The sequence below is a fragment of the Pseudomonas fluorescens genome, from assembly GCF_000730425.1.
Classification (GTDB): domain Bacteria; phylum Pseudomonadota; class Gammaproteobacteria; order Pseudomonadales; family Pseudomonadaceae; genus Aquipseudomonas; species Aquipseudomonas fluorescens_X.
On the sequence record NZ_CP008896.1, the window covers coordinates 31,402 to 48,819 of the forward strand.

At 63.9% G+C, this 17,418-nt stretch carries 14 protein-coding genes; 6 read left to right on the forward strand and 8 right to left on the reverse strand.

Going from position 1 to position 17,418, the window contains the following annotated elements; all coding sequences use genetic code 11:
* Positions 1 to 398 precede the first annotated feature (398 nt).
* The 4 genes from HZ99_RS00130 to HZ99_RS00145 all read right to left on the reverse strand — a co-directional run bounded on the left by HZ99_RS00130 (position 399) and on the right by HZ99_RS00145 (position 5,236).
* Complete coding sequence (locus HZ99_RS00130) at positions 399 to 2,882, reverse strand: TonB-dependent siderophore receptor (protein ID WP_038440380.1); 2,484 nt, start codon at positions 2,880 to 2,882, stop codon at positions 399 to 401.
* Between the two features lie 98 nt (positions 2,883 to 2,980).
* Entirely contained in the window at positions 2,981 to 3,949 is a 969-nt protein-coding gene (locus HZ99_RS00135) for a FecR domain-containing protein (RefSeq protein ID WP_038440382.1), read from the reverse strand.
* Positions 3,936 to 4,451: a sigma-70 family RNA polymerase sigma factor gene (locus HZ99_RS00140; RefSeq protein WP_038440384.1), complete on the reverse strand. Its 516-nt coding sequence runs from the start codon at positions 4,449 to 4,451 to the stop codon at positions 3,936 to 3,938. The genes HZ99_RS00135 and HZ99_RS00140 overlap by 14 nt, the downstream gene beginning before the upstream one ends.
* An 80-nt stretch (positions 4,452 to 4,531) precedes the next feature.
* Positions 4,532 to 5,236, reverse strand: a complete 705-nt coding sequence (locus HZ99_RS00145; RefSeq protein WP_038440385.1) for a DJ-1/PfpI family protein — start codon at positions 5,234 to 5,236, stop codon at positions 4,532 to 4,534.
* A gap of 90 nt (positions 5,237 to 5,326) precedes the next feature.
* On the opposite strand from HZ99_RS00145, the gene HZ99_RS00150 reads away from it, so the two are divergent.
* Complete coding sequence (locus HZ99_RS00150; RefSeq protein ID WP_038440386.1) at positions 5,327 to 6,295, forward strand: GlxA family transcriptional regulator; 969 nt, start codon at positions 5,327 to 5,329, stop codon at positions 6,293 to 6,295.
* Here HZ99_RS00150 and HZ99_RS00155 read toward each other — a convergent pair.
* The 3 genes from HZ99_RS00155 to HZ99_RS00165 form a co-directional block, all read right to left on the reverse strand.
* Complete coding sequence (locus HZ99_RS00155; protein WP_038440387.1) at positions 6,265 to 7,197, reverse strand: alpha/beta fold hydrolase; 933 nt, start codon at positions 7,195 to 7,197, stop codon at positions 6,265 to 6,267. The genes HZ99_RS00150 and HZ99_RS00155 overlap by 31 nt on opposite strands.
* 232 nt (positions 7,198 to 7,429) lie before the next feature.
* Positions 7,430 to 9,256 carry a glycoside hydrolase family 15 protein gene (locus HZ99_RS00160; protein WP_038440389.1) on the reverse strand — a complete coding sequence of 609 codons (1,827 nt, stop codon included), beginning with the start codon at positions 9,254 to 9,256 and terminating at the stop codon, positions 7,430 to 7,432.
* Complete coding sequence (locus tag HZ99_RS00165) at positions 9,249 to 10,049, reverse strand: glucose 1-dehydrogenase (RefSeq protein WP_038440391.1); 801 nt, start codon at positions 10,047 to 10,049, stop codon at positions 9,249 to 9,251. Before HZ99_RS00165 ends, HZ99_RS00160 begins: the two co-directional genes overlap by 8 nt.
* A gap of 161 nt (positions 10,050 to 10,210) precedes the next feature.
* Here HZ99_RS00165 and HZ99_RS00170 point away from each other — a divergent pair, with 161 nt between their 5' ends.
* The 4 genes from HZ99_RS00170 (at position 10,211) to HZ99_RS00185 (ending at position 15,208) form a co-directional block, all read left to right on the forward strand.
* Positions 10,211 to 10,957 (forward strand): AraC family transcriptional regulator, encoded by a 747-nt coding sequence (locus tag HZ99_RS00170; RefSeq protein WP_038440392.1) that lies wholly within the window; start codon positions 10,211 to 10,213, stop codon positions 10,955 to 10,957.
* Positions 10,958 to 11,071: 114 nt separating this feature from the next.
* On the forward strand, positions 11,072 to 12,550 hold the full coding sequence (locus HZ99_RS00175; protein WP_051902958.1) for an efflux transporter outer membrane subunit: 1,479 nt from the start codon (positions 11,072 to 11,074) through the stop codon (positions 12,548 to 12,550).
* A complete protein-coding gene (locus tag HZ99_RS00180; RefSeq protein ID WP_038440393.1) occupies positions 12,547 to 13,698 on the forward strand; it encodes an HlyD family secretion protein in 1,152 nt (383 codons plus the stop codon). The genes HZ99_RS00175 and HZ99_RS00180 overlap by 4 nt, the downstream gene beginning before the upstream one ends.
* Positions 13,688 to 15,208 (forward strand): MDR family MFS transporter, encoded by a 1,521-nt coding sequence (locus HZ99_RS00185; RefSeq protein WP_038440395.1) that lies wholly within the window; start codon positions 13,688 to 13,690, stop codon positions 15,206 to 15,208. The genes HZ99_RS00180 and HZ99_RS00185 overlap by 11 nt, the downstream gene beginning before the upstream one ends.
* A 75-nt stretch (positions 15,209 to 15,283) precedes the next feature.
* On the opposite strand, the gene HZ99_RS00190 is transcribed toward HZ99_RS00185, so the two are convergent.
* The gene (locus HZ99_RS00190) at positions 15,284 to 15,868 is read right to left on the reverse strand and encodes a TetR/AcrR family transcriptional regulator (RefSeq protein ID WP_038440398.1); all 585 of its coding nucleotides are present in this window, start codon (positions 15,866 to 15,868) and stop codon (positions 15,284 to 15,286) included.
* A 142-nt stretch (positions 15,869 to 16,010) separates the two neighbouring features.
* Between HZ99_RS00190 and HZ99_RS00195 the strand changes: the two genes are divergently transcribed.
* The gene (locus HZ99_RS00195) at positions 16,011 to 17,183 is read left to right on the forward strand and encodes an MFS transporter (protein WP_038440400.1); all 1,173 of its coding nucleotides are present in this window, start codon (positions 16,011 to 16,013) and stop codon (positions 17,181 to 17,183) included.
* Positions 17,184 to 17,418: the final 235 nt, after the last annotated feature.

Genomic DNA, 17,418 nt, shown 5'->3' on the forward strand with positions numbered 1-17,418 from the left:
AATCATCCCTCAATACACCACCAGGACTTCCCTGTTCGTCTGCTCATCCATAAGGCAGTTGCTTATAAGCGGCGCAAGGCGAACGACTGCTTTCGCTGGATAACGTGCAATTACCTGTCTGTTCGCAGGTATTTTTGCTCGATAATGCCTAAATGATGGCTCCTTTTGATTTTGTCGTCAAGGTTTTGACTTTTATCAAGGTGGTCGCCGTCTTGTATCATAAGATACTCTTGAAATGACGGTTTGTTGACATGTTTTACCGATATTCTCAGATTTATCGAGAATAAGTGATGGCTTTTTGGAGTGTAGAAACAAAAACGCGAATTATCCTGGCGGGCAGGAAACCTTTTTTGACGGGGGTAGGAGCCGGCAAGCCGGTTCCTACAGGGGAGAGGGGGTCAGAAGTCGCCCTTGAGGCTCACGGTGAAATTACGCGGTTCACCGTAGAAATTACCCCAGGAGGCGGTCCCGACGGTCTGGTAGTAATGTTTGTCGAACAGGTTGTTGCCGTTCAACGCCACGCTCCAGGTGGTGTCGAGCTGATACGCCAGGCGCGCGCTCCACAAGGCATAGCCGGGCTGTTCCAGCTTGATGGTCTGGAGCCGGTAGTTGCTGCTTTGGGCATTGACGCCGCCGCCCACTGTCCATTTCGATAGGGCACCGTCCAGTTGGTAGTCGCCCCACAACCGGAACATATGCCGCGGCACGTAGCTGGTGGAGGCCTTGCCCTCGGCCTGGCGGTCGATGTTGTTGAGGTTCTTGGTCTGGGTGTAGGTATAGCCGCCGAAGACTTGCAGGCGTTCCAGCAGTTCGCCACTGATCTGGGCCTCGACCCCCTGGGCGCGGACCTTGCCGGTGTCGGTGTAGCAGAAGCCATCGGCGGAAGTGCCGCAATGGGCAATGTAGTCGGTTTCAGCGGCGTTTTTCTCGATGGCACGAAACAGCGCCAGGGAGCTGTTGAGGCGCCCGCCGAACCATTCGCCCTTGATCCCCAGCTCGTAGTTCTCGCCGATCTTGGGCTTCAGGGCTGCGCCGCTGACGGTGGCGTAGGCGCTTTGCGGCTGGAAGATATCCGCGTAGCTGGTGTAGACCGAGAGGTGGTCGTTGAGGTCATAGATCAGTGCGGCAAAGGGCGTGACTTCGCCGGTTTCCTTGGTACGCGCATCCTGCACACTCCACTCGCCCCACGCCAGGTTGTTGGATTGGCGGCGGTTTTCGAACCAACTGACGCGGCTGCCGACAACGAGCAGCAATGGTTCGGCCAGACGCAGGCGCAGGGTGGCATAGGTGCCGTATTGGGTGGCGGTTTCCTTGACCGTGCCGCCGCGGTACATGTTTGGCCAGAACGTGTCGTCGCCCGGCTCCGGGAAGTGATGGTTGGGCTGGTAGGTGGTCTGGCGCTGGGGCAGGTTACGGATCGCGTACACATCGTCCTGGCTGCCACGGCTGCCGTTGGCGCCGAGGATCAGTTCATGCTCCAGGCCAAAGGCTTCGAACTTGCCGTCGATGTAGGCGTCCAGGCCATAGTCCTTGTGGTCGTAGTCAAACAGCGCGGCGTAGCTGGTGGCCGTGGGGGCCGGGTCGCCATAGGCCACGGTGCCTTCGCTGGCGGCGTATTTGATGTCTTGCAGGTTACGGCTGTGGACGGCACTGACCTTGAGTTTCCAGTCGTCATTGAGGGCGTGGGTCAGGTCGGCGAACAGCGTGGTGCGCCGGCTTTGCCAGTCGTTCCAGGACTGGCCCAGGCAGGTGGAGCGGCTCAGGCCGATGCTCTTGCCATCGCTGTAGCGTGGGACGCCGCCCCAGCAGGGGGTGGCGTCGATGTCTTCGTAGCTGGCGCCCAGACCCAGGGTGGTGTCGGGGGTTACGTCGATATCCAGGGCGGTATAGAAGGCCTGGTCCTGGCGCTTGGCGATATCCATGTATGAACCACGCTTCTGCTGGCTGACCACCGCCCGGCCACGCACCGTGCCGCTATCGTTCAGCGGGCCGCCGGTATCGACTTCGGCGCGGTAGTTATCCCAGGTGCCGGCTGACAGCGCGAGGCTGGTGGTGGGTTTGTCCTGGGGCCGCTTGCGCACAAAGTTCACTGCACCGCTGGCGGTGCCGGCGCCCTTGAGCATGCCGGCGGCACCCTTGAGCACCTCCACCCGGTCATACAGCGCCATGTTCGCGCTGAAACTGTCGGCCTGGACGTAGTCTTTGCCCATGTCCAGCGGCACGCCATCGTACTGGTACTGCCCGAGCATCTTGAAACCCCGGGAGTAGAAGTACTTGCCGCCCATGGGCGATTCGTAGGTGGTGATCCCCGGCGTGCGCTCCAGCAGTTCGTCGATGGTGTTGATGTTCTGGTCATCCATCAACTTGCGGGTCATCACACTCACCGATTGCGGGGTGTGTCGCAGGCTGTGTTGGCCCTTGCCGATGGTCACCGCGCCGGTGGTGTAGGAGCCGCTGCCCTCGGTGGTGGCGCCCAGGCGCTCGCCGGTGATGGTGGTGGCGCCAAGGTTCAGTGCGGCGGTTTCGCCCACTGCTGGCAGCAGCAGCCAGGTGTTATCGCCCTGGCGCTGGGCTTGCAGGCCCTGGCCCTGGAGCAGGTGGCCGAGGGCTTGCTGGTTGTCGAGCGTGCCCGTCAGGCCTGCGCTGTTTTTGCCGGCCACGCTGTTGGCGTCATAAGACAGGCTGATGTTGGCCTGGCGGGCGAATTGGTCCAGTGCGCCAGCCAGTGGGCCGGGGGCAATAGTCCAGGTGCGGGCCAGGCTGTCGCGGGCCGGCTCCTGGGCGAGGGCTGCACCGGGCAGGGCGCTTGCCAGGCAGGCTCCCAGCAGGGCGGCACCGATGGCTTGGCGCAGGGCCGAATGTTTTGAGGGGAACGCTTGCATGACCGCGGGTTGCTCCTGAAGGAAGTGGACAGAACGGGCCTGTTGATCGGCCTTTCCTTACAGGTCGAACGGCAATGAGAATTCACCTCATTTATTTTTTAGGAGCGTGTGGGGCGCGGGGTCACCGTGACCCAATAGCGGCTGCGGTAGGTGACACTGACCGGCAACGCCTGGGCCACCAACGTCAGTACCTGATCGGTGTCGTCTACCTGATAGGTGCCAGACACACGCAGGGCGGCGACGGCCTCGCTGCAGCGCAATACGCCATGGCGGTAGCGGCCCAGTTCGCTGAGAAAGTCATCCAGGCGCATGTTGCGGGCGCTGATTACGCCGTCGCTCCAGGCCCAGGGGTCGAGGCCGTTGGCGGGAGGGGCATGCAGGCCTTGGCGGTTGAACAGCACCTGTTCGCCGGGTGCGACCACTTCACGGGCATTGCCCGATGTGTGCTCGGCAAACACCGCGACCTGGCCCTGTTGCACCGCGAGCAGCGTGCCCTGGGGGGCTTCGCGCACCATAAAGCGCGTGCCGAGTGCCCGCAGATAACCGTTGTGGGTCTGCACCCAGAAGGGCCGTGGCGAATGGCCGTCGCTGCCCGTATCGATCAGCATCTCGCCCTGGCGCAGTTGCACCAGGCGTCGTTCGCGGTCGAACGAGGTGTCGATGGCGCTGGCGCTATTGAGGTGGATACGGCTGCCGTCATCCAGGCTGATCCAGCGCCGTTCACCGGTCGCGGTGCGGTACTCGGCCAGCAGGCCCGGCAGCGGCGTGTAGTCGCGGCCCAGCCAGGCCAATCCGGCGGCCCCGGCCACCAGGCCCAGCAGTTTCAAACCCTCACGACGGCTGATCTTCCGACGGGCGCCGTCCAGGGTCTGGCGACCGAGCTGCGCGGGCAGGTGGCGCAAATCGTCATTCATCGTCGCGACCCGCTGCCAGGCCTGCTGGTGTTCGGCGCTGCTGGCCAGCCAGCGTTCAAACGCGGCGGTGCTGGCGTCGTCGGCGGTGTTGAAGCGCAGCTTGATCATCCATTCAATGGCCTGGTCCACCAGGCGCGGATCAGCAGTCGGCATAGCGCAACCGATAGCAGGCATGCAGGGCCTTGGCCAGGTCGCGTTCCACGGTGGCCTTGGACACGCCCAGGCGCAGGGCGATCTGTGGGCAGGTCAGGCCATCCAGTTGCGCCAGCAGAAAACCTTCGCGCACCCGGGGCTTGAGCTGGTCCAGCAGGCGGTCAATGCGCTCCAGGCTATCGAGGATCAGCAGGCGGGTTTCTGGCGAAGGGGCCTCGTATTCGGGGAAGTGGGCCAGGCTGTCGAGGTAGGCGCGTTCCAGCTCGCGCCGCCGATACTGGTCGATCATCAGGCTGCGGGCGATGCTGCTCAAGTACGCCCTGGGTTGCAGCAAGCTTTGTTGCTTGCGGCTATTGAGCAGGCGCACGAAGGTTTCCTGGGCAAGGTCGGCGGCATGCTCGCGACAGCCGGTACGCCGGTTCAACCAGCCGCGCAACCAGGAATGGTGGGCCTGGTAGAGCTGGCCGATTGCCGCATGGTCCGGTGGGAAGTCGCTCGACATGGTCGCCCTGGCGCAGGAATCTTAACTGATAACGGTTCGCATTCTAGACGTGGCTTGTGGGATTGGGCAATCACCTGGCTTCAGGATTGGCGCGTGCAAGGTGGTATCGATAGGCGCGCCGCCGCCCGCGCGGCAATTTCACCGCGGGTCTTGCGTGATTCAGCGGTGCGGTTGTTGACCTCGTCCAGCACATGCCGTGGCGCAGTATCTGGCCGGCCGGCATTGAAGGGGGGGGCCGGTGCATATTCGAGCTGCAATTGCACCCGTTGCGCCGTCGCCTCGCTGTACAACTCGGCGGCCAGGGTCAGGGCAAAGTCGATCCCCGCCGTGATGCCACCCCCGGTCAACAGATTGCCGTCGCGCACCACACGTTCCTGCACCGCTATCGCGCCCAGGGTAGCCAGCATCTCGTGGTAGGCCCAGTGGGTAGTGGCCCGTCGCCCGCGCAGCAAGCCCGCCGCGCCCAGCACCAGCGCGCCGGTACACACCGACGTCACATAGCGTGCGGTTTGGGACTGCGCCCGCAGAAAGCCCAGGGTCGACTCATCCTCCATCAATGGCCCCACCCCCGAACCGCCCGGCACGCAGATCACATCCAGCCTCGGGCAGTCGTTATAGGTGATGGTCGGGCAGAGCACCAACCCGCTGCTGGACGTGATCGGCGCCAAGTCTTTCCAGATCAGATGCAGCGTCACATCCGGCAATGAAGCCAGCACGTCGTAGGGGCCGGTGAGATCCAGTTGCTGGATGCCGGGGAACACTACAAAGCCGATCTGCAAGGTCATGGTGAAACTCCAGAAGAGGGGATGGACGGCTCCACTCTAGTCACCTAGGCTTTGGCGTATACGCCATTAAGCCCACGAATCACGCCAATCATGCCAAAAATCATCCATGTGCTCGCCTTTGCCAATGTGCAGGTTCTCGACGTCACCGGGCCCTTGCAAGTATTCGCCTCGGCCAACGACCTGGCGCGCCAGCAAGGGTTGCCGCTGCCTTACGCGGTCAACGTGATCGCCGCCCAGGCCGAACCGGTCATGACGTCCGCCGGTCTGGCCCTGGTGGCCGAGCCGTTGCCAGCCGCCGACACGCCCTGCGACACCCTGCTGATCGCCGGCGGCTGGGGCGTGTATGGCGCTGCCGAGGATCCGGGCCTGGTCGAGTGGGTACGGCATAAAGCCAAGCTGTCGCGGCGCGTGGCCTCGGTGTGTACCGGCGCCTTCCTGCTGGCCGCCGGCGGCCTGTTGGACGGCTGTCGTGTCGCCACCCATTGGACGCGCTGCGAAGAACTGGCGCGCAAATACCCCAGGCTGCAGGTCGAGGCCAACCCGATCTTTATCCAGCAGGGCCGGCTCTGGACCTCGGCGGGGGTCACGGCTGGTATCGATTTGTGCCTGGCCCTGGTGGAAGAGGATCTGGGGCGCGCGGTAGCCCTGGACGTGGCGCGGCACCTGGTGGTGTTTCTCAAGCGCCCCGGTGGCCAATCACAATTTAGCGTGACCCTGTCCCTGCAAAAGGGGGGCAGTCGTTTCAGCCAACTGCATGCGTGGATTGCCGAGCACCTGCACCTGGACTTGAACATCCCGACCCTGGCGGCTGCATGCGGCATGAGCGAGCGCAGCTTTGTACGCCACTACCGTGCCGAAACCGGCCAGACCCCGGCGCGGGCGGTGGAACTGATCCGTGTGGAAACCGCACGCCGGCAACTGGCCGACAGCACCGTGGCGATCAAGCGCATCGCCGCACACTGTGGCTTTGGCAGCGAAGAAACCATGCGCCGCAGTTTTTTGCGGGCGTTGTCGATCACTCCGCAGCTTTACCGCGAGCGGTTTTCGGCGCCGGCCTGAGTCTGCTCCAGCAGTTCAAACAGTGCTTGCAGTGTGGCCTGCGGTGCTTCCTGGGGAATATTGTGGCCCACTCCGGCCAGCACCCGGCGTCGATAGAAGCCGCTGAAATTGCCAATGTCGTCATCCACCTGCGGCGGTGGGCCGACACCGTCGTCGGCGCCGCACAGCGAAATGCTCGGTACCGAGATCGGCGGCGGCTGTACCAACGCCTGTTCAAGCACTTCCAGCGCCGGATCACCCTCGGCATACATGAAGCGATGGCGATAGGAGTGGATCACCACGTCCACAAAGTCCGGGTTGTCGAACGATGGCGCCGTCTGCGGGTAAAGGCTTGGCCCCTCGGCCCAGGAGGGCGACCAGAGCGACCACAACAGCTCACACAATTGGCGGCGGTTGGCCGTCAGGCCATCGACGCCCCGTTGGGTGTGGAAGTAGAACTGGTACCACAGCCGATGCTCGGTGACCGGTGCGCGTGGCTGGATGGATTTGGCGATGTCCTGAATGTTGTAGCCGTCTCCCGTGACCAGGCAGCGTACACGCTCGGGCCAAAGTGCTGCGACGATGCACGCGGCGCGCCCGCCCCAGTCATAACCGACGAGGGCGGCCCGGCCGATGGACAGGGCATCCATGAAGTCCAGCAGGTCCTTGGCCAGCGCCGCCTGTTGGCCGGAGCGCATCACCTGGGCGTGAGCAAAACGGGTCGGGCCGTAACCGCGCAGGTACGGCACCAGCACCCGATATCCGGCCCCGGCCAGCACCGGTGCGACGGCGTCATAGCCGCGCGGGTCATAGGGGAAACCGTGCAGCAGAATCACCACCTCACCCCCGGCAGGGCCATGGGCTTCGTAGGCGATGTCGAGCATGGGCGTGCGGATATACAGCAGCGTGGTCGAGGGGCTCATCGGCACTCCATCCGGGTCACAGCGGTGAGTTTGGACTTTAGCGCGAAACCTTTAAGTGTTCAGGGCACAGGCGTGAAAAGACCTGCAGATCCTGATAACACCCTGCCCGGAACCCGGCCTCGCGCAGCATGCCTTCGCGATTGGCGTCCATCGCTGGCAAGCCAGCGCCTACAGGGGGCGGCTTTTGTGTAGGAGCCGGCTTGCCGGCGATGGCGGCCGCTTGGTCAGGCAATCAAGGCTGCCACACCGTTTTCTCGCCGCTCAACTTGCGATCCAGAAACGTCGCCGCGCTGATCAGCGCCAAATGGCTCAAGGCCTGTGGTGTGTTGCCCAGGTGCCGCGCCTGGCTGTCGAACTCTTCGGCATACAGCCCCAGCGGGTTGGCGTAGCGCAGCAGTTGCTCGAATTCCAGATGGGCCTTTTCCACTTGCCCCGCGCGGGCCAGGCACTCGACGTACCAGAATGAGCAGGCGGTAAACGCACCTTCCGTGCCTTGCAAACCGTCGATCTGGCTGTCGTCATTGCGGTAGCGGTACACCATGCCGTCGCGCACCAGGCTTTTCTGGATGGCCTCCAGGGTCGACAACCAGCGCGGGTCAGTGGCGGCCACGAAGCGCACCAGCGGCATCAGCAGCATCGAACCATCCAGGGCGGTGCTGCCGATGTGCTGCACGAAGTGCCCGCGTTCCTGGTTCCAGAAGTTGCTCCAGATATCTTCATAAATCGCCTGGCGGGTCTGGTCCCAGCGGGCGAACGGTGCTGGCAGCGAGCGTTTGGAGGCCAGGCGGATCGCGCGGTCGAGTGCCACCCAGCACATCAGCCGCGAGTGCAGGAAGTGATGCTGTTCGCCACGCATCTCCCAGATCCCCACGTCCTTCTGGTTCCAGGTCTCGCACACCTGGTCCACCACTTCCAGGGTGTGTTTCCAGCCCTCATGGGAAATGGCTTCGCCGTACTTGTTGACCAGGTACACCGCGTCCATCAGTTCGCCAAAAATGTCCAACTGCACCTGGTCAAAGGCCTCGTTGCCGATGCGCACTGGCTGGGCGCCGCCGTGGCCGCTGAGGTGGGTCAAGGTGGTTTCCGGCAACTGTTGGCGACCGTCGATGCCATACAGAATGTTGATTTTCATCGGCTGCCCGCAACAGTCGCTGACGCGCCCGCGCAACCAACGCATGTAGTCATTGGCTTCCTGGACAAAACCCAGGCGCATAAAGGCGTAGACGGTGAACGAGGCGTCGCGGATCCAGGTGTAGCGGTAATCCCAATTGCGCTCGCCGCCGGGGCTTTCCGGCAGGCCGAAGGTGGCCGCGGCGAGAATCGCGCCGTGTTTGCGCGAGGTCAGCAGTTTCAGGGCCAGGGCCGAGCGATTGACCATTTCCCGCCAGCGCCCTCGGTAGTTGGACTGGGCCAGCCAGCTGCGCCAGAACACCAGGGTGCGCTGCAGGCACAGGTCGGTGCCGCTGCTGTCGACGCGCACATCGTCGAGGCCGCCCAGGACAAATTCGGCACCCTGGTCCTGGTCCAGGGTAAAACAGGCGACGGCGGCATCGTCCTCGATCTGCACGGGCAGGCTGCTGGCCAGGCGCAGGCCGGGCAGGCCCGGGGCCTGGAAACAGACATCAGCGTTATCTGCCGTGGCCCGGGTGGGTGCCCGGGCATAGTCGTGACGTACCGCGCAGCGCAGATGCAGGGTGGCTTTGCCGCTGATCACCCGCACACGGCGGATCAGCAGGGGCAGGTCATCGACATCATCGCTGATGTTCAGCAGGTCGGTGATTTCCACCACTGCCTCATCGCTCAGCCAGCGGGTTTGCAGGACGTTGGTGTCCGGCAGGTAGATCTGTTCCCGGCGAGCCTGGGGCAGGTCCGGGGTCAGTTGGAAGATCCCGGCGGCCGGGGTGTCCAGCAGTGAGCAGAAAATCGACGGGCTGTCGAATTCCGGCCAGCAGAAAAAGTCGATGCTGCCCTGGTCGTTGATCAGCGCGGCACTGCGCATGTCACCAATGATGCCGTGAGCATCGATGGAGCTTTGGGTTTCGTTTTTCAGATCAACCATTGTCTTTGAACTCCGGATAGAGACTCATGCCACCGTCGATAAACAAGGTACTGCCCACCACGTAGTCGGAGGCATCACTGGCCAGCCAGACGACGGCGTTGGCCACATCGTCCACGTCGCCGACGCGGCCATAGGGGATCAGTTTCAGCAACTGCTGCTCGGCATCGCCCTCGGTGGCAGCGCGGTTGATGGCCGTGCGGATCGCCCCTGGTGCAATGCCGTTGATGCGGATTCGCTGGTGGCTGACTTCCTGGGCGAGGCTGCGCATCAGCATCTCGACGCCGCCCTTGGAGGCGGCGTAGTTGACGTGGCCGGCCCACGGGATCAACTGGTGCACCGAACTCATATGGATGATCTTGCCGGCGGCCCGGGAAACACCGGCTCGCACGCCCTGGCGCTGGAAAATGCGCAGGGCCGTGCGGGCGCAGAGGAACTGGCCGGTGAGGTTGACGCCGATCACCGTGCTCCACTGCTCAAGGCTCATGTCGCTGATCGCGGCGTCTTGCTGCAGGCCCGAATTCGCCACCAGGATGTCGAGGTGACCGAAGGCGTCCAGGGTCTGCGCAAACAGGCGTTCGACATCGGCTTCCCTGGACACATCGGCGCCGATGGCCAGGGCCCGGCCACCGGCCTGATTGATCTGCGCCGCCAGGGCCCGGGCGGGCTCTGCCTGGCGGTTGTAGTTCACCACCACTGCCGCGCCGGCGGCTGCCAAGGCCTTGGCTGCCGCTGCACCGATGCCGGAGCTGGCGCCGGTGACCACGGCCACTTGTTGTTCCAACGAGATGCGCATTGTCCACCCAACCTTTTTTCAGGAGTCCATTGAGCTGACTGGCGGGGCTCGGCACAAGTTCAGTGGCTTGTCTGGAATGCGACGATGGCTGTCTATATCTATCGTTTTCGCCAAGGGGCTTTTGGTTAGAATCAGCGGCTTAACGACGTGAGACGCTGCCCATGACAACTGTGCACCGGCCTTGGCTTGAGGCTTATGCCGACAACTACCGCAACGACGAAGTGGTCCACCCCCATTGTCATACCCAGGCGCAATTGATTCACGGGGTCTCCGGGGTGATGGTGGTCAGCACCGCCCAGGGCAGTTGGCTGGTGCCGTCCGGGCATGCGTTGTGGGTGCCCGCAGGGACGCCCCACGAAATCCGCATGGCCGGCGAGGTGCATATGCGCACCTTGTTCCTGATGCCCGAGGTAGAGCCTAGCCTGGGCCGCACTTGCCAGGTGATCGAGGTCTCGGCGCTGCTGCGCGAGCTGATCGTGGCGGCGACGCTGATTGCAGGCGACGTCAACAGCCCAAGGTTGCAGGCCATGGTGGAGGTGATCCGCATGGAATTGCTGGCTGCTCCGGTGGTGGCCATGCATGTGCCCGTTCACGGCGAAGCCCGGCTGGCCAGGCTGTGTACCCGGTTTATCGGGAACCCGGCCGATGACAGCAGCCTGGAGTCCTGGGCCGATACCCTGAACATGAGCCCGCGTACCCTGAGCCGGATTTTCCAGCGGGAACTGGGCATGAGCTTTGGTGAGTGGCGCAAGCGTGCGCGCCTGGCCTTGAGCCTGAAGTTGCTGGCCCAGGGGGCCTCGATCCTGGAAGTGGCGCTGGAACATGGGTATCAGAGCCCCAGTGCATTCAGTGCAATGTTTCGCCGTTCGTTGGGTTATCCACCGAGTCATTTCCGCCCCCGGGCCTGATGTTGCTTCATGTAACCCAATTGTCCATTTGGCGACGATACATGGCCCTGGCGCGGGCGAATCCGCCTGGGCGCATGCCTAATCTGCAACGCTCATTCTTCAGCGAGCTTTGTGATGCCCAGCCTTGTCGTTCATCCCCCCACTAGCACTCGATCTCCGGCAGCCCTGGCCCTGCTTCTGCTGGGCGCGCTGGCCGGATGCAGCGGCCTGCCCGACGAGCCGGCGGCGCCGTTGACGGTCCCGGCGGCACCGCAATTGTCCCGTGGTGCGGCGACCCAGGCGTTACCCGAGCGCTGGTGGCAGCTGTACCGTGACCCGCAATTGGATCTGTGGGTCGAGCAGGCCTTGAACCACAACAAAGACCTTGAGGCCGCCGCCGCCCATGTCGACGCGCTGCTGGCCCGCCTGGAGCAGGTCGACCGCGAGCGCCGACCCTCGACCTTGTTGACTGACGGCGTGGGCTACGGTCGCCGCCGAGATGACCAGACCCTGGCCCAGGCCACGGGTGAGCGAGCGGATGCCGAGTGGAGCCATACCCCTGGATTCTCCCTGAGCTACACCCTGGACCTGTGGGGCGAGGTGCGTTACCGCCTGGCGGCCGCCCGCGCCAATGCCGATGCGGCGCGGGCGCTGGAGGATGAATGGCGGGTGACAGTGGCTGCACAGACCACACGGGCCTATGGCCAGGCCTGCGTCTATGCGTTCAGCCACCAGGTGCAGCGTCATTGGGTGCAGGTGTTGCAACGCAGTGTCGACGTCACGCGCAAGCTGCAGCAGGCCGGGGCGGCGACCGCGCTGGACCTGGCGCGTCTCAATGGCCTGCTGGAAGAAACCCGTGCGCCGTTGCCCATGCTGGCTGCCCGCCATCAGGCCGCGCTGTATGAACTGGCAGTGCTCAGTGGGGTACCGCCGTTGGAGGTGGCCCGGCAAACCTGTTCCCAGCGCCTGCAGTTGCAGGTGCCATTGCCTGTGGGGGATGGCTGGGCGCTGGTGCAGCGGCGCGCCGATATCCGGCGGGCCGAGCGCCAGCTGCAAGCGGCGACGTTGGTCATTGGCGTCGCACGGGCCGAACTGTATCCGCGGGTGACATTCGGTGCCGGGCTGGAGTCCTCCGCCAGCAGCCTGGGCACGTTGGGGGACAGTGAGGCGCTGGTGTACTCCGTGGGGCCGTTGCTGTCCTGGCGTTTCCCCAATCGCGGCGTTGCCCTGGCCCAGGTGGGGCAGCGCCGTGCCCAGGCGCGTGAGGCCCAGGCGCATTTCGACGGCACGGTACTGGGTGCCTTGAAACAGGTCGAGCAAGCCCTGGCGCTGTACCAGGGCGAACAGCAGCGCCGCCAGGCCCTGCAAGCCGCGCTGGACAACAGCCAGCAGGCGTTTGAGCTGGCCACCCGCCGTTATCGGGCCGGCGCCCTGGATGCCCTGCAACTGCTGGACAGCGAGCGCAGCCTGGCCAACCTTGAGGCCACCCTGGCCCGGGCCGACCTGCGCTTGATCAACCGTCAGGTCGACCTGTTCCAGGCCCTCGGTGGCGGCTGGCAACGCGACGATCAACCTCAACCCTTACCCCTTGCCGCGCTTGGAGCCCAGCCATGAACCAGGCTGTTGAACCCGCCATTCTGCAATCCACTCCCTGCTTGATGCAGCGCCATCGCCGCGCACTGCTGGCGGGAGCATCCCTGGCGACACTGCTGGGGTTGGGGCTGTTTGCCGGGTATTGGTGGCAGTGGGGGCGATTCCTTGAAGAGACCGACGATGCCTATGTGCGCGCCGATTGGGTGGCGGTCAGCCCGCGTATCGCCGGTTATGTGGCCCAGGTGCTGGTGGAGGACAACCAGCCGGTCAAGGCCGGGGATGTGCTGGTGCGCCTGGATGAGCGGGATTTTATCGAACAGTTGCGCAGCACCCAGGCCCGGTTGCAGCAAGCCCGTGCGGTGGCTAACGCCCGCCAGTCCAGTCTGGATAGCCTCGACGCGCGACTCGATGAGCAGCAACAGCGCATCGCCCAGGCCAGGGCGGCTTTGCATGGCAGCGAGGCGGAGGCCCATCGTGCGCGTCTGGACTTCCTGCGTTACCGCGATCTGGTGGGGCAGCAGATCGCCACCCGCGAGCGTCTGGAAGCCGCCAGTGCCGGCCAGGCGAAGGCGCTGGCAGCCGTGACCGAAGCCCGTGCCCAAGTGGCTCGGCAGCAAGCCCAGCGCCAAGTGTTGCAGGCGCGCCGCCAACAGGCGCAGGCACGCATCGCCGAATCCCAGGCCCGGGTGGGTGAGGCCCAGGCCAATCTGGCCCTGGCCCGCAATGCCTTGAATGACACGGCGATCCGCGCGCCATTCGACGGGGTTGTGGGCCAGCGCAAGGTCCGTCGCCAGCAGTACGTGATGCCTGGCCTGCCGTTGCTGGCGGTGGTGCCGGTGGAGCAGGCCTATGTGATCGCCAACTACAAGGAAACCCAGTTGCAGCATATGGCGCCGGGGCAATCGGTGGATATCGCGGTGGACAGTTTTTCCGGCCAGCACTGGCGCGGCCAGGTGGAAAGCATTGCGCCCGGTTCCGGGGCGGTGTTCGCCTTGTTGCCGCCGGACAACGCCACCGGCAATTTCACCAAGATCGTGCAGCGCTTTGCGGTGAAAATCCGCCTGGTGGCGGACGAGACGAATGCCCCCGCGATCTTGCCAGGGATGTCAGTGATTGCCACGGTGGATACCCGCCCGGCCAGCCAGCAGGACAGCTCCCATGGCGGCTGATGCACGCACCCCGACGGTATCGTTTCGCGCCTGGGTCGCGGTGATCGGTGGTTTGTTCGGTTGTTTCATGGCCGGCATGAACGTGCACGTCACCAGCGCCGCGTTGCCGGAAATCGAAGGTGCCCTGGGGGCGACGTTCGAGGAGGGATCGTGGATTTCCACGGCCTACCTGGTGGCAGAAATCATCATGATCCCGCTCACCGCCTGGCTGGTGCAGGTGTTCTCGTTGCGGCGGGTGATGCTGTGGGGCTCCGGGGTGTTTCTGGTGGCCTCGGTGGCCTGCTCGATGGCGCCGAACCTGCCGGTGATGATTATCATCCGGGTGATTCAAGGGGCAGCGGGGGCGGTGCTGATTCCGCTGTCGTTCCAGTTGATCATCACTGAACTGCCCGCCAGCAAGATCCCACTGGGCATGGCGCTGTTCAGCCTGGCCAACAGTGTGGCCCAGGCTGCGGGCCCCTCCATGGGGGGCTGGCTGACCGATGCCTATTCATGGCGCTGGATCTTCTACCTGCAACTGTTTCCCGGTATCGCACTGTTGGCGGCGGTGGCCTGGTCCATCGGGCGCCAGCCGATGAACCTTGGGCTGCTGCGCCAGGGTGACTGGCTGGGCATTGCCTGCATGGTCCTGGGGCTGGGGGCATTGCAGATCGTGCTGGAGGAGGGCGGGCGCAAGGATTGGTTCGGCTCCTCCTTTATTGTGTGGATGAGCCTGGCGGCGGCGGTGGGCCTGGCCGGCTTTATCGGCCGGCAAGTGTGGGGCAGCAAGCGCTTTATCAATCTGCGGCTGCTGGCGCACTACAACTTTGGCGTGGCCAGCGTCGCGATGTTTATCTTTGGTGCCAGCACCTATGGCCTGGTTTTTCTGGTGCCCAACTACCTGTCGCAGATGCAGGACTACAACGCCCGCGAAATTGGCGTCAGCCTGATTGCCTATGGCTTGGTGCAGTTGGTGCTGGCGCCGTTCCTGCCACGCCTGATGAAGTGGCTGAGTGCCAAAATCCTGGTGGCCTCAGGTTTTGCGATCATGGCGGTGGGGTGCTGGATGGGCGCGCATTTGTCGGCCGACAGCGCCAGTAACGTGATCATCCCCTCGATCGTGGTGCGGGGCATTGGCCAGCCGCTGATCATGGTGGCGCTCTCGGTCCTGGCGGTGCATGGGCTGGCCAAGGCAGAGTCCGGCTCGGCCTCGGCCGTCTTCTCGATGTTACGCAACCTGGGGGGCGCGGTGGGTACGGCCTTGCTGGCACAACTGGTGGTGGTGCGCGAACAGGTGCATTCGGCACGGATCGGGGAGTCGCTGAATATGTTCGAGCCGGCCTTGCAGCAGCGCCTGCCGGGCGGCGGCCTGCTACAGGAACAATGGCCGGATCATCAGCAAGTGCTGGGGCTGCTGGACCAGGAGGTACGGCACCAGGCTTTCCTGATGGCGTACAGCGATGCGTTCTACCTGGCGTGTGTGGCGTTGACGTTGTGTGCGGTGGCGGCGCTGCTGTTGCGACGCACCTAGCAGGAGCCGGCTTGCCGGCGAAGAACCCAAGAACAGCGCGGGGCTCCCGGTATGTCGCATTAAGTGAACCTGCACTTAGCGCCGTGGCCTCAAGCCCCGCAACAGCAACTCCAGCCCTTGCAGCGCTTGCTCCAGACGTTCATCCGGGCGTTCGTCATGGGCAATCCATTGCGCCGTATCCACCAGGCTGCCATTGATCAGCCGTGCCAGTGCCAGGCTGGGGGCCTGTTCAATCAACCCGGCCTGCATCAACCCCTCCAGCAACCGGCGCAGCGATTCGATGCATTGCTGCTGGGCGCCGATGTTTTCGCCAAGTACCGCCGGTGCATCCTGCAACACAATGCGCTGTATCTCGGGGTCCTGGGCCATGCGCAGATAGGCGCGGCAGCGCTCGCAGAAACCGTCCCAGGGGTTTTCGGCCCTGGCGCTGATCTGTTGCAGGCGTTCATCCATTTCGCTGTCGAGTTGCGCGACGACCGCCGCCAGTAACCCCTTTTTGTCGCCAAAGTGATGGTACAACGCCCCTCGCGTGAGGCCGGCGCGGGCGGTGAAATCGTCCATCGAGGTCTTGGCAAAGCCTTGGACAGCAAAGGCGTGCCGGGCACTGGCCAGCAGGCGGGCACGGGTTTCTTCGATCATCTCGGCGCGGGCTCGGCTCATGGAAAACGCTCGCTATTTGCGGGTGAGTGGTTGACATACGCTGCGTATGTTAATCATGATTTGCCACATACGCACCGTATATTTTTTGCCCGGATTGCAATGAATGGCAAGCTCCAGGGCTCCCAGCAAGAGGTCACGTACCATGGCAAACCCTTACGCCGAGCTGTTCCAGGCGCCAGGCTCCAGGGCTTTTGTATCGGCCGGCATGCTCGCGCGCATGCCCATTTCCATGACCGGTATCGGGCTGATCACCATGCTGTCTCAAGTGCGCGGTGGCTATGGATTGGCGGGCGCGGTGGCGGCCACCTTTGCCCTGGCGACGGCGTTTTGCGCGCCGCAGGTTTCGCGCCTGGTCGATCGTTACGGGCAGGGCCGTGTATTGCCGGTGGCGGCCATGATCGGCGGCGGTGCGTTGTTGTTGCTGTTGCTGTGTACCCGCTTGCAGGCGCCGGACTGGACCTTGTTCATCTTTGCCGCCCTGGCCGGTTGCATGCCCAATATGTCGGCCATGGTGCGTGCACGCTGGACCGAGATCTATCGTGGCCAGCCGCGTTTGCAAACCGCGTTCGCCCTGGAATCGGTGCTTGACGAGGTGTGTTTTATCCTCGGGCCGCCGATATCGGTGGGGCTGTGCGTTCTGCTGTTTCCCGAGGCCGGGCCGCTGGTAGGGGCGATTCTGCTGGCGGTCGGTGTGACCACCTTTGTCCTGCAAAAACAGACCGAGCCTGCTGTTCACGCACAACTTGAGCAGCAGGGCCGCTGGTTGATCACCCAGCCTTCGGTACTGGTGTTGATGATCCTGCTGATGGCCATGGGCACCATTGTCGGTGTGGTGGATGTGGTCAGCGTGGCGTTCGCCCAACATCAGGGCCAGCCGGCTGCCGCCAGTATCGTGTTGTCGGTGTATGCCATTGGTTCGTGCCTGGCGGGGCTGGCCTTTGGTGCGTTGAAATTGCACATGCCGTTGCCCCGGCAGTTCCTGCTCTGTGGCCTGGCCACGGCGTTGACCACACTGCCCTTGCTGTGGGTGGGGGATATTCTCGGGCTGTCCCTGGCGGTGTTTGTATCCGGGCTGTTTTTTGCGCCGACGCTGATTGTGTCCATGGCCCTGGTGGAGCAGGTCGTGCCGCCCAGCCGCCTGACCGAAGGCATGACCTGGCTGATCACCGGCCTGAGCATCGGTGTGGCCATAGGCGCGGCAAGTTCCGGCTGGATGATCGACCAGTTTGGCGCCCCCAGCGGGTTCTGGGTGGCGCTGATGGCCGGGGCGGTGGTGCTGGTGTCCGCCGTGTTGGGCTACCGCCGCCTGGGATGAGTCAGCCCAGGGTGGGGTGACCGTCTGCATCATGATGGCGCAGGAACTCGTTCAACGCCTGGCGCGCCAGGTCGTTGAGCGTGACCGACCCACACATTGAATGAGCCTTTCGCAGACTTCTCCCGGGTTTGATGTGACGCCCGGTGACTGCACTCGCCTGCGCTAATTTTTCTCGCCTGGATTCGTTTTATAGGGACGACGTGCCTTTGTGCTTCCTGCCTATTGCTCCGGATCC

Coding starts and splice junctions, on each gene's coding strand:
- HZ99_RS00130 (WP_038440380.1), bottom strand. CDS start 2,882: ATGCAAGCGTTCCCCTCAAAACATTCGGCCCTGCGCCAAGCCATCGGT.
- HZ99_RS00135 (WP_038440382.1), bottom strand. CDS start 3,949: ATGCCGACTGCTGATCCGCGCCTGGTGGACCAGGCCATTGAATGGATG.
- HZ99_RS00140 (WP_038440384.1), bottom strand. CDS start 4,451: ATGTCGAGCGACTTCCCACCGGACCATGCGGCAATCGGCCAGCTCTAC.
- HZ99_RS00145 (WP_038440385.1), bottom strand. CDS start 5,236: ATGACCTTGCAGATCGGCTTTGTAGTGTTCCCCGGCATCCAGCAACTG.
- HZ99_RS00150 (WP_038440386.1), top strand. CDS start 5,327: ATGCCAAAAATCATCCATGTGCTCGCCTTTGCCAATGTGCAGGTTCTC.
- HZ99_RS00155 (WP_038440387.1), bottom strand. CDS start 7,197: ATGAGCCCCTCGACCACGCTGCTGTATATCCGCACGCCCATGCTCGAC.
- HZ99_RS00160 (WP_038440389.1), bottom strand. CDS start 9,256: ATGGTTGATCTGAAAAACGAAACCCAAAGCTCCATCGATGCTCACGGC.
- HZ99_RS00165 (WP_038440391.1), bottom strand. CDS start 10,049: ATGCGCATCTCGTTGGAACAACAAGTGGCCGTGGTCACCGGCGCCAGC.
- HZ99_RS00170 (WP_038440392.1), top strand. CDS start 10,211: ATGACAACTGTGCACCGGCCTTGGCTTGAGGCTTATGCCGACAACTAC.
- HZ99_RS00175 (WP_051902958.1), top strand. CDS start 11,072: ATGCCCAGCCTTGTCGTTCATCCCCCCACTAGCACTCGATCTCCGGCA.
- HZ99_RS00180 (WP_038440393.1), top strand. CDS start 12,547: ATGAACCAGGCTGTTGAACCCGCCATTCTGCAATCCACTCCCTGCTTG.
- HZ99_RS00185 (WP_038440395.1), top strand. CDS start 13,688: ATGGCGGCTGATGCACGCACCCCGACGGTATCGTTTCGCGCCTGGGTC.
- HZ99_RS00190 (WP_038440398.1), bottom strand. CDS start 15,868: ATGAGCCGAGCCCGCGCCGAGATGATCGAAGAAACCCGTGCCCGCCTG.
- HZ99_RS00195 (WP_038440400.1), top strand. CDS start 16,011: ATGGCAAACCCTTACGCCGAGCTGTTCCAGGCGCCAGGCTCCAGGGCT.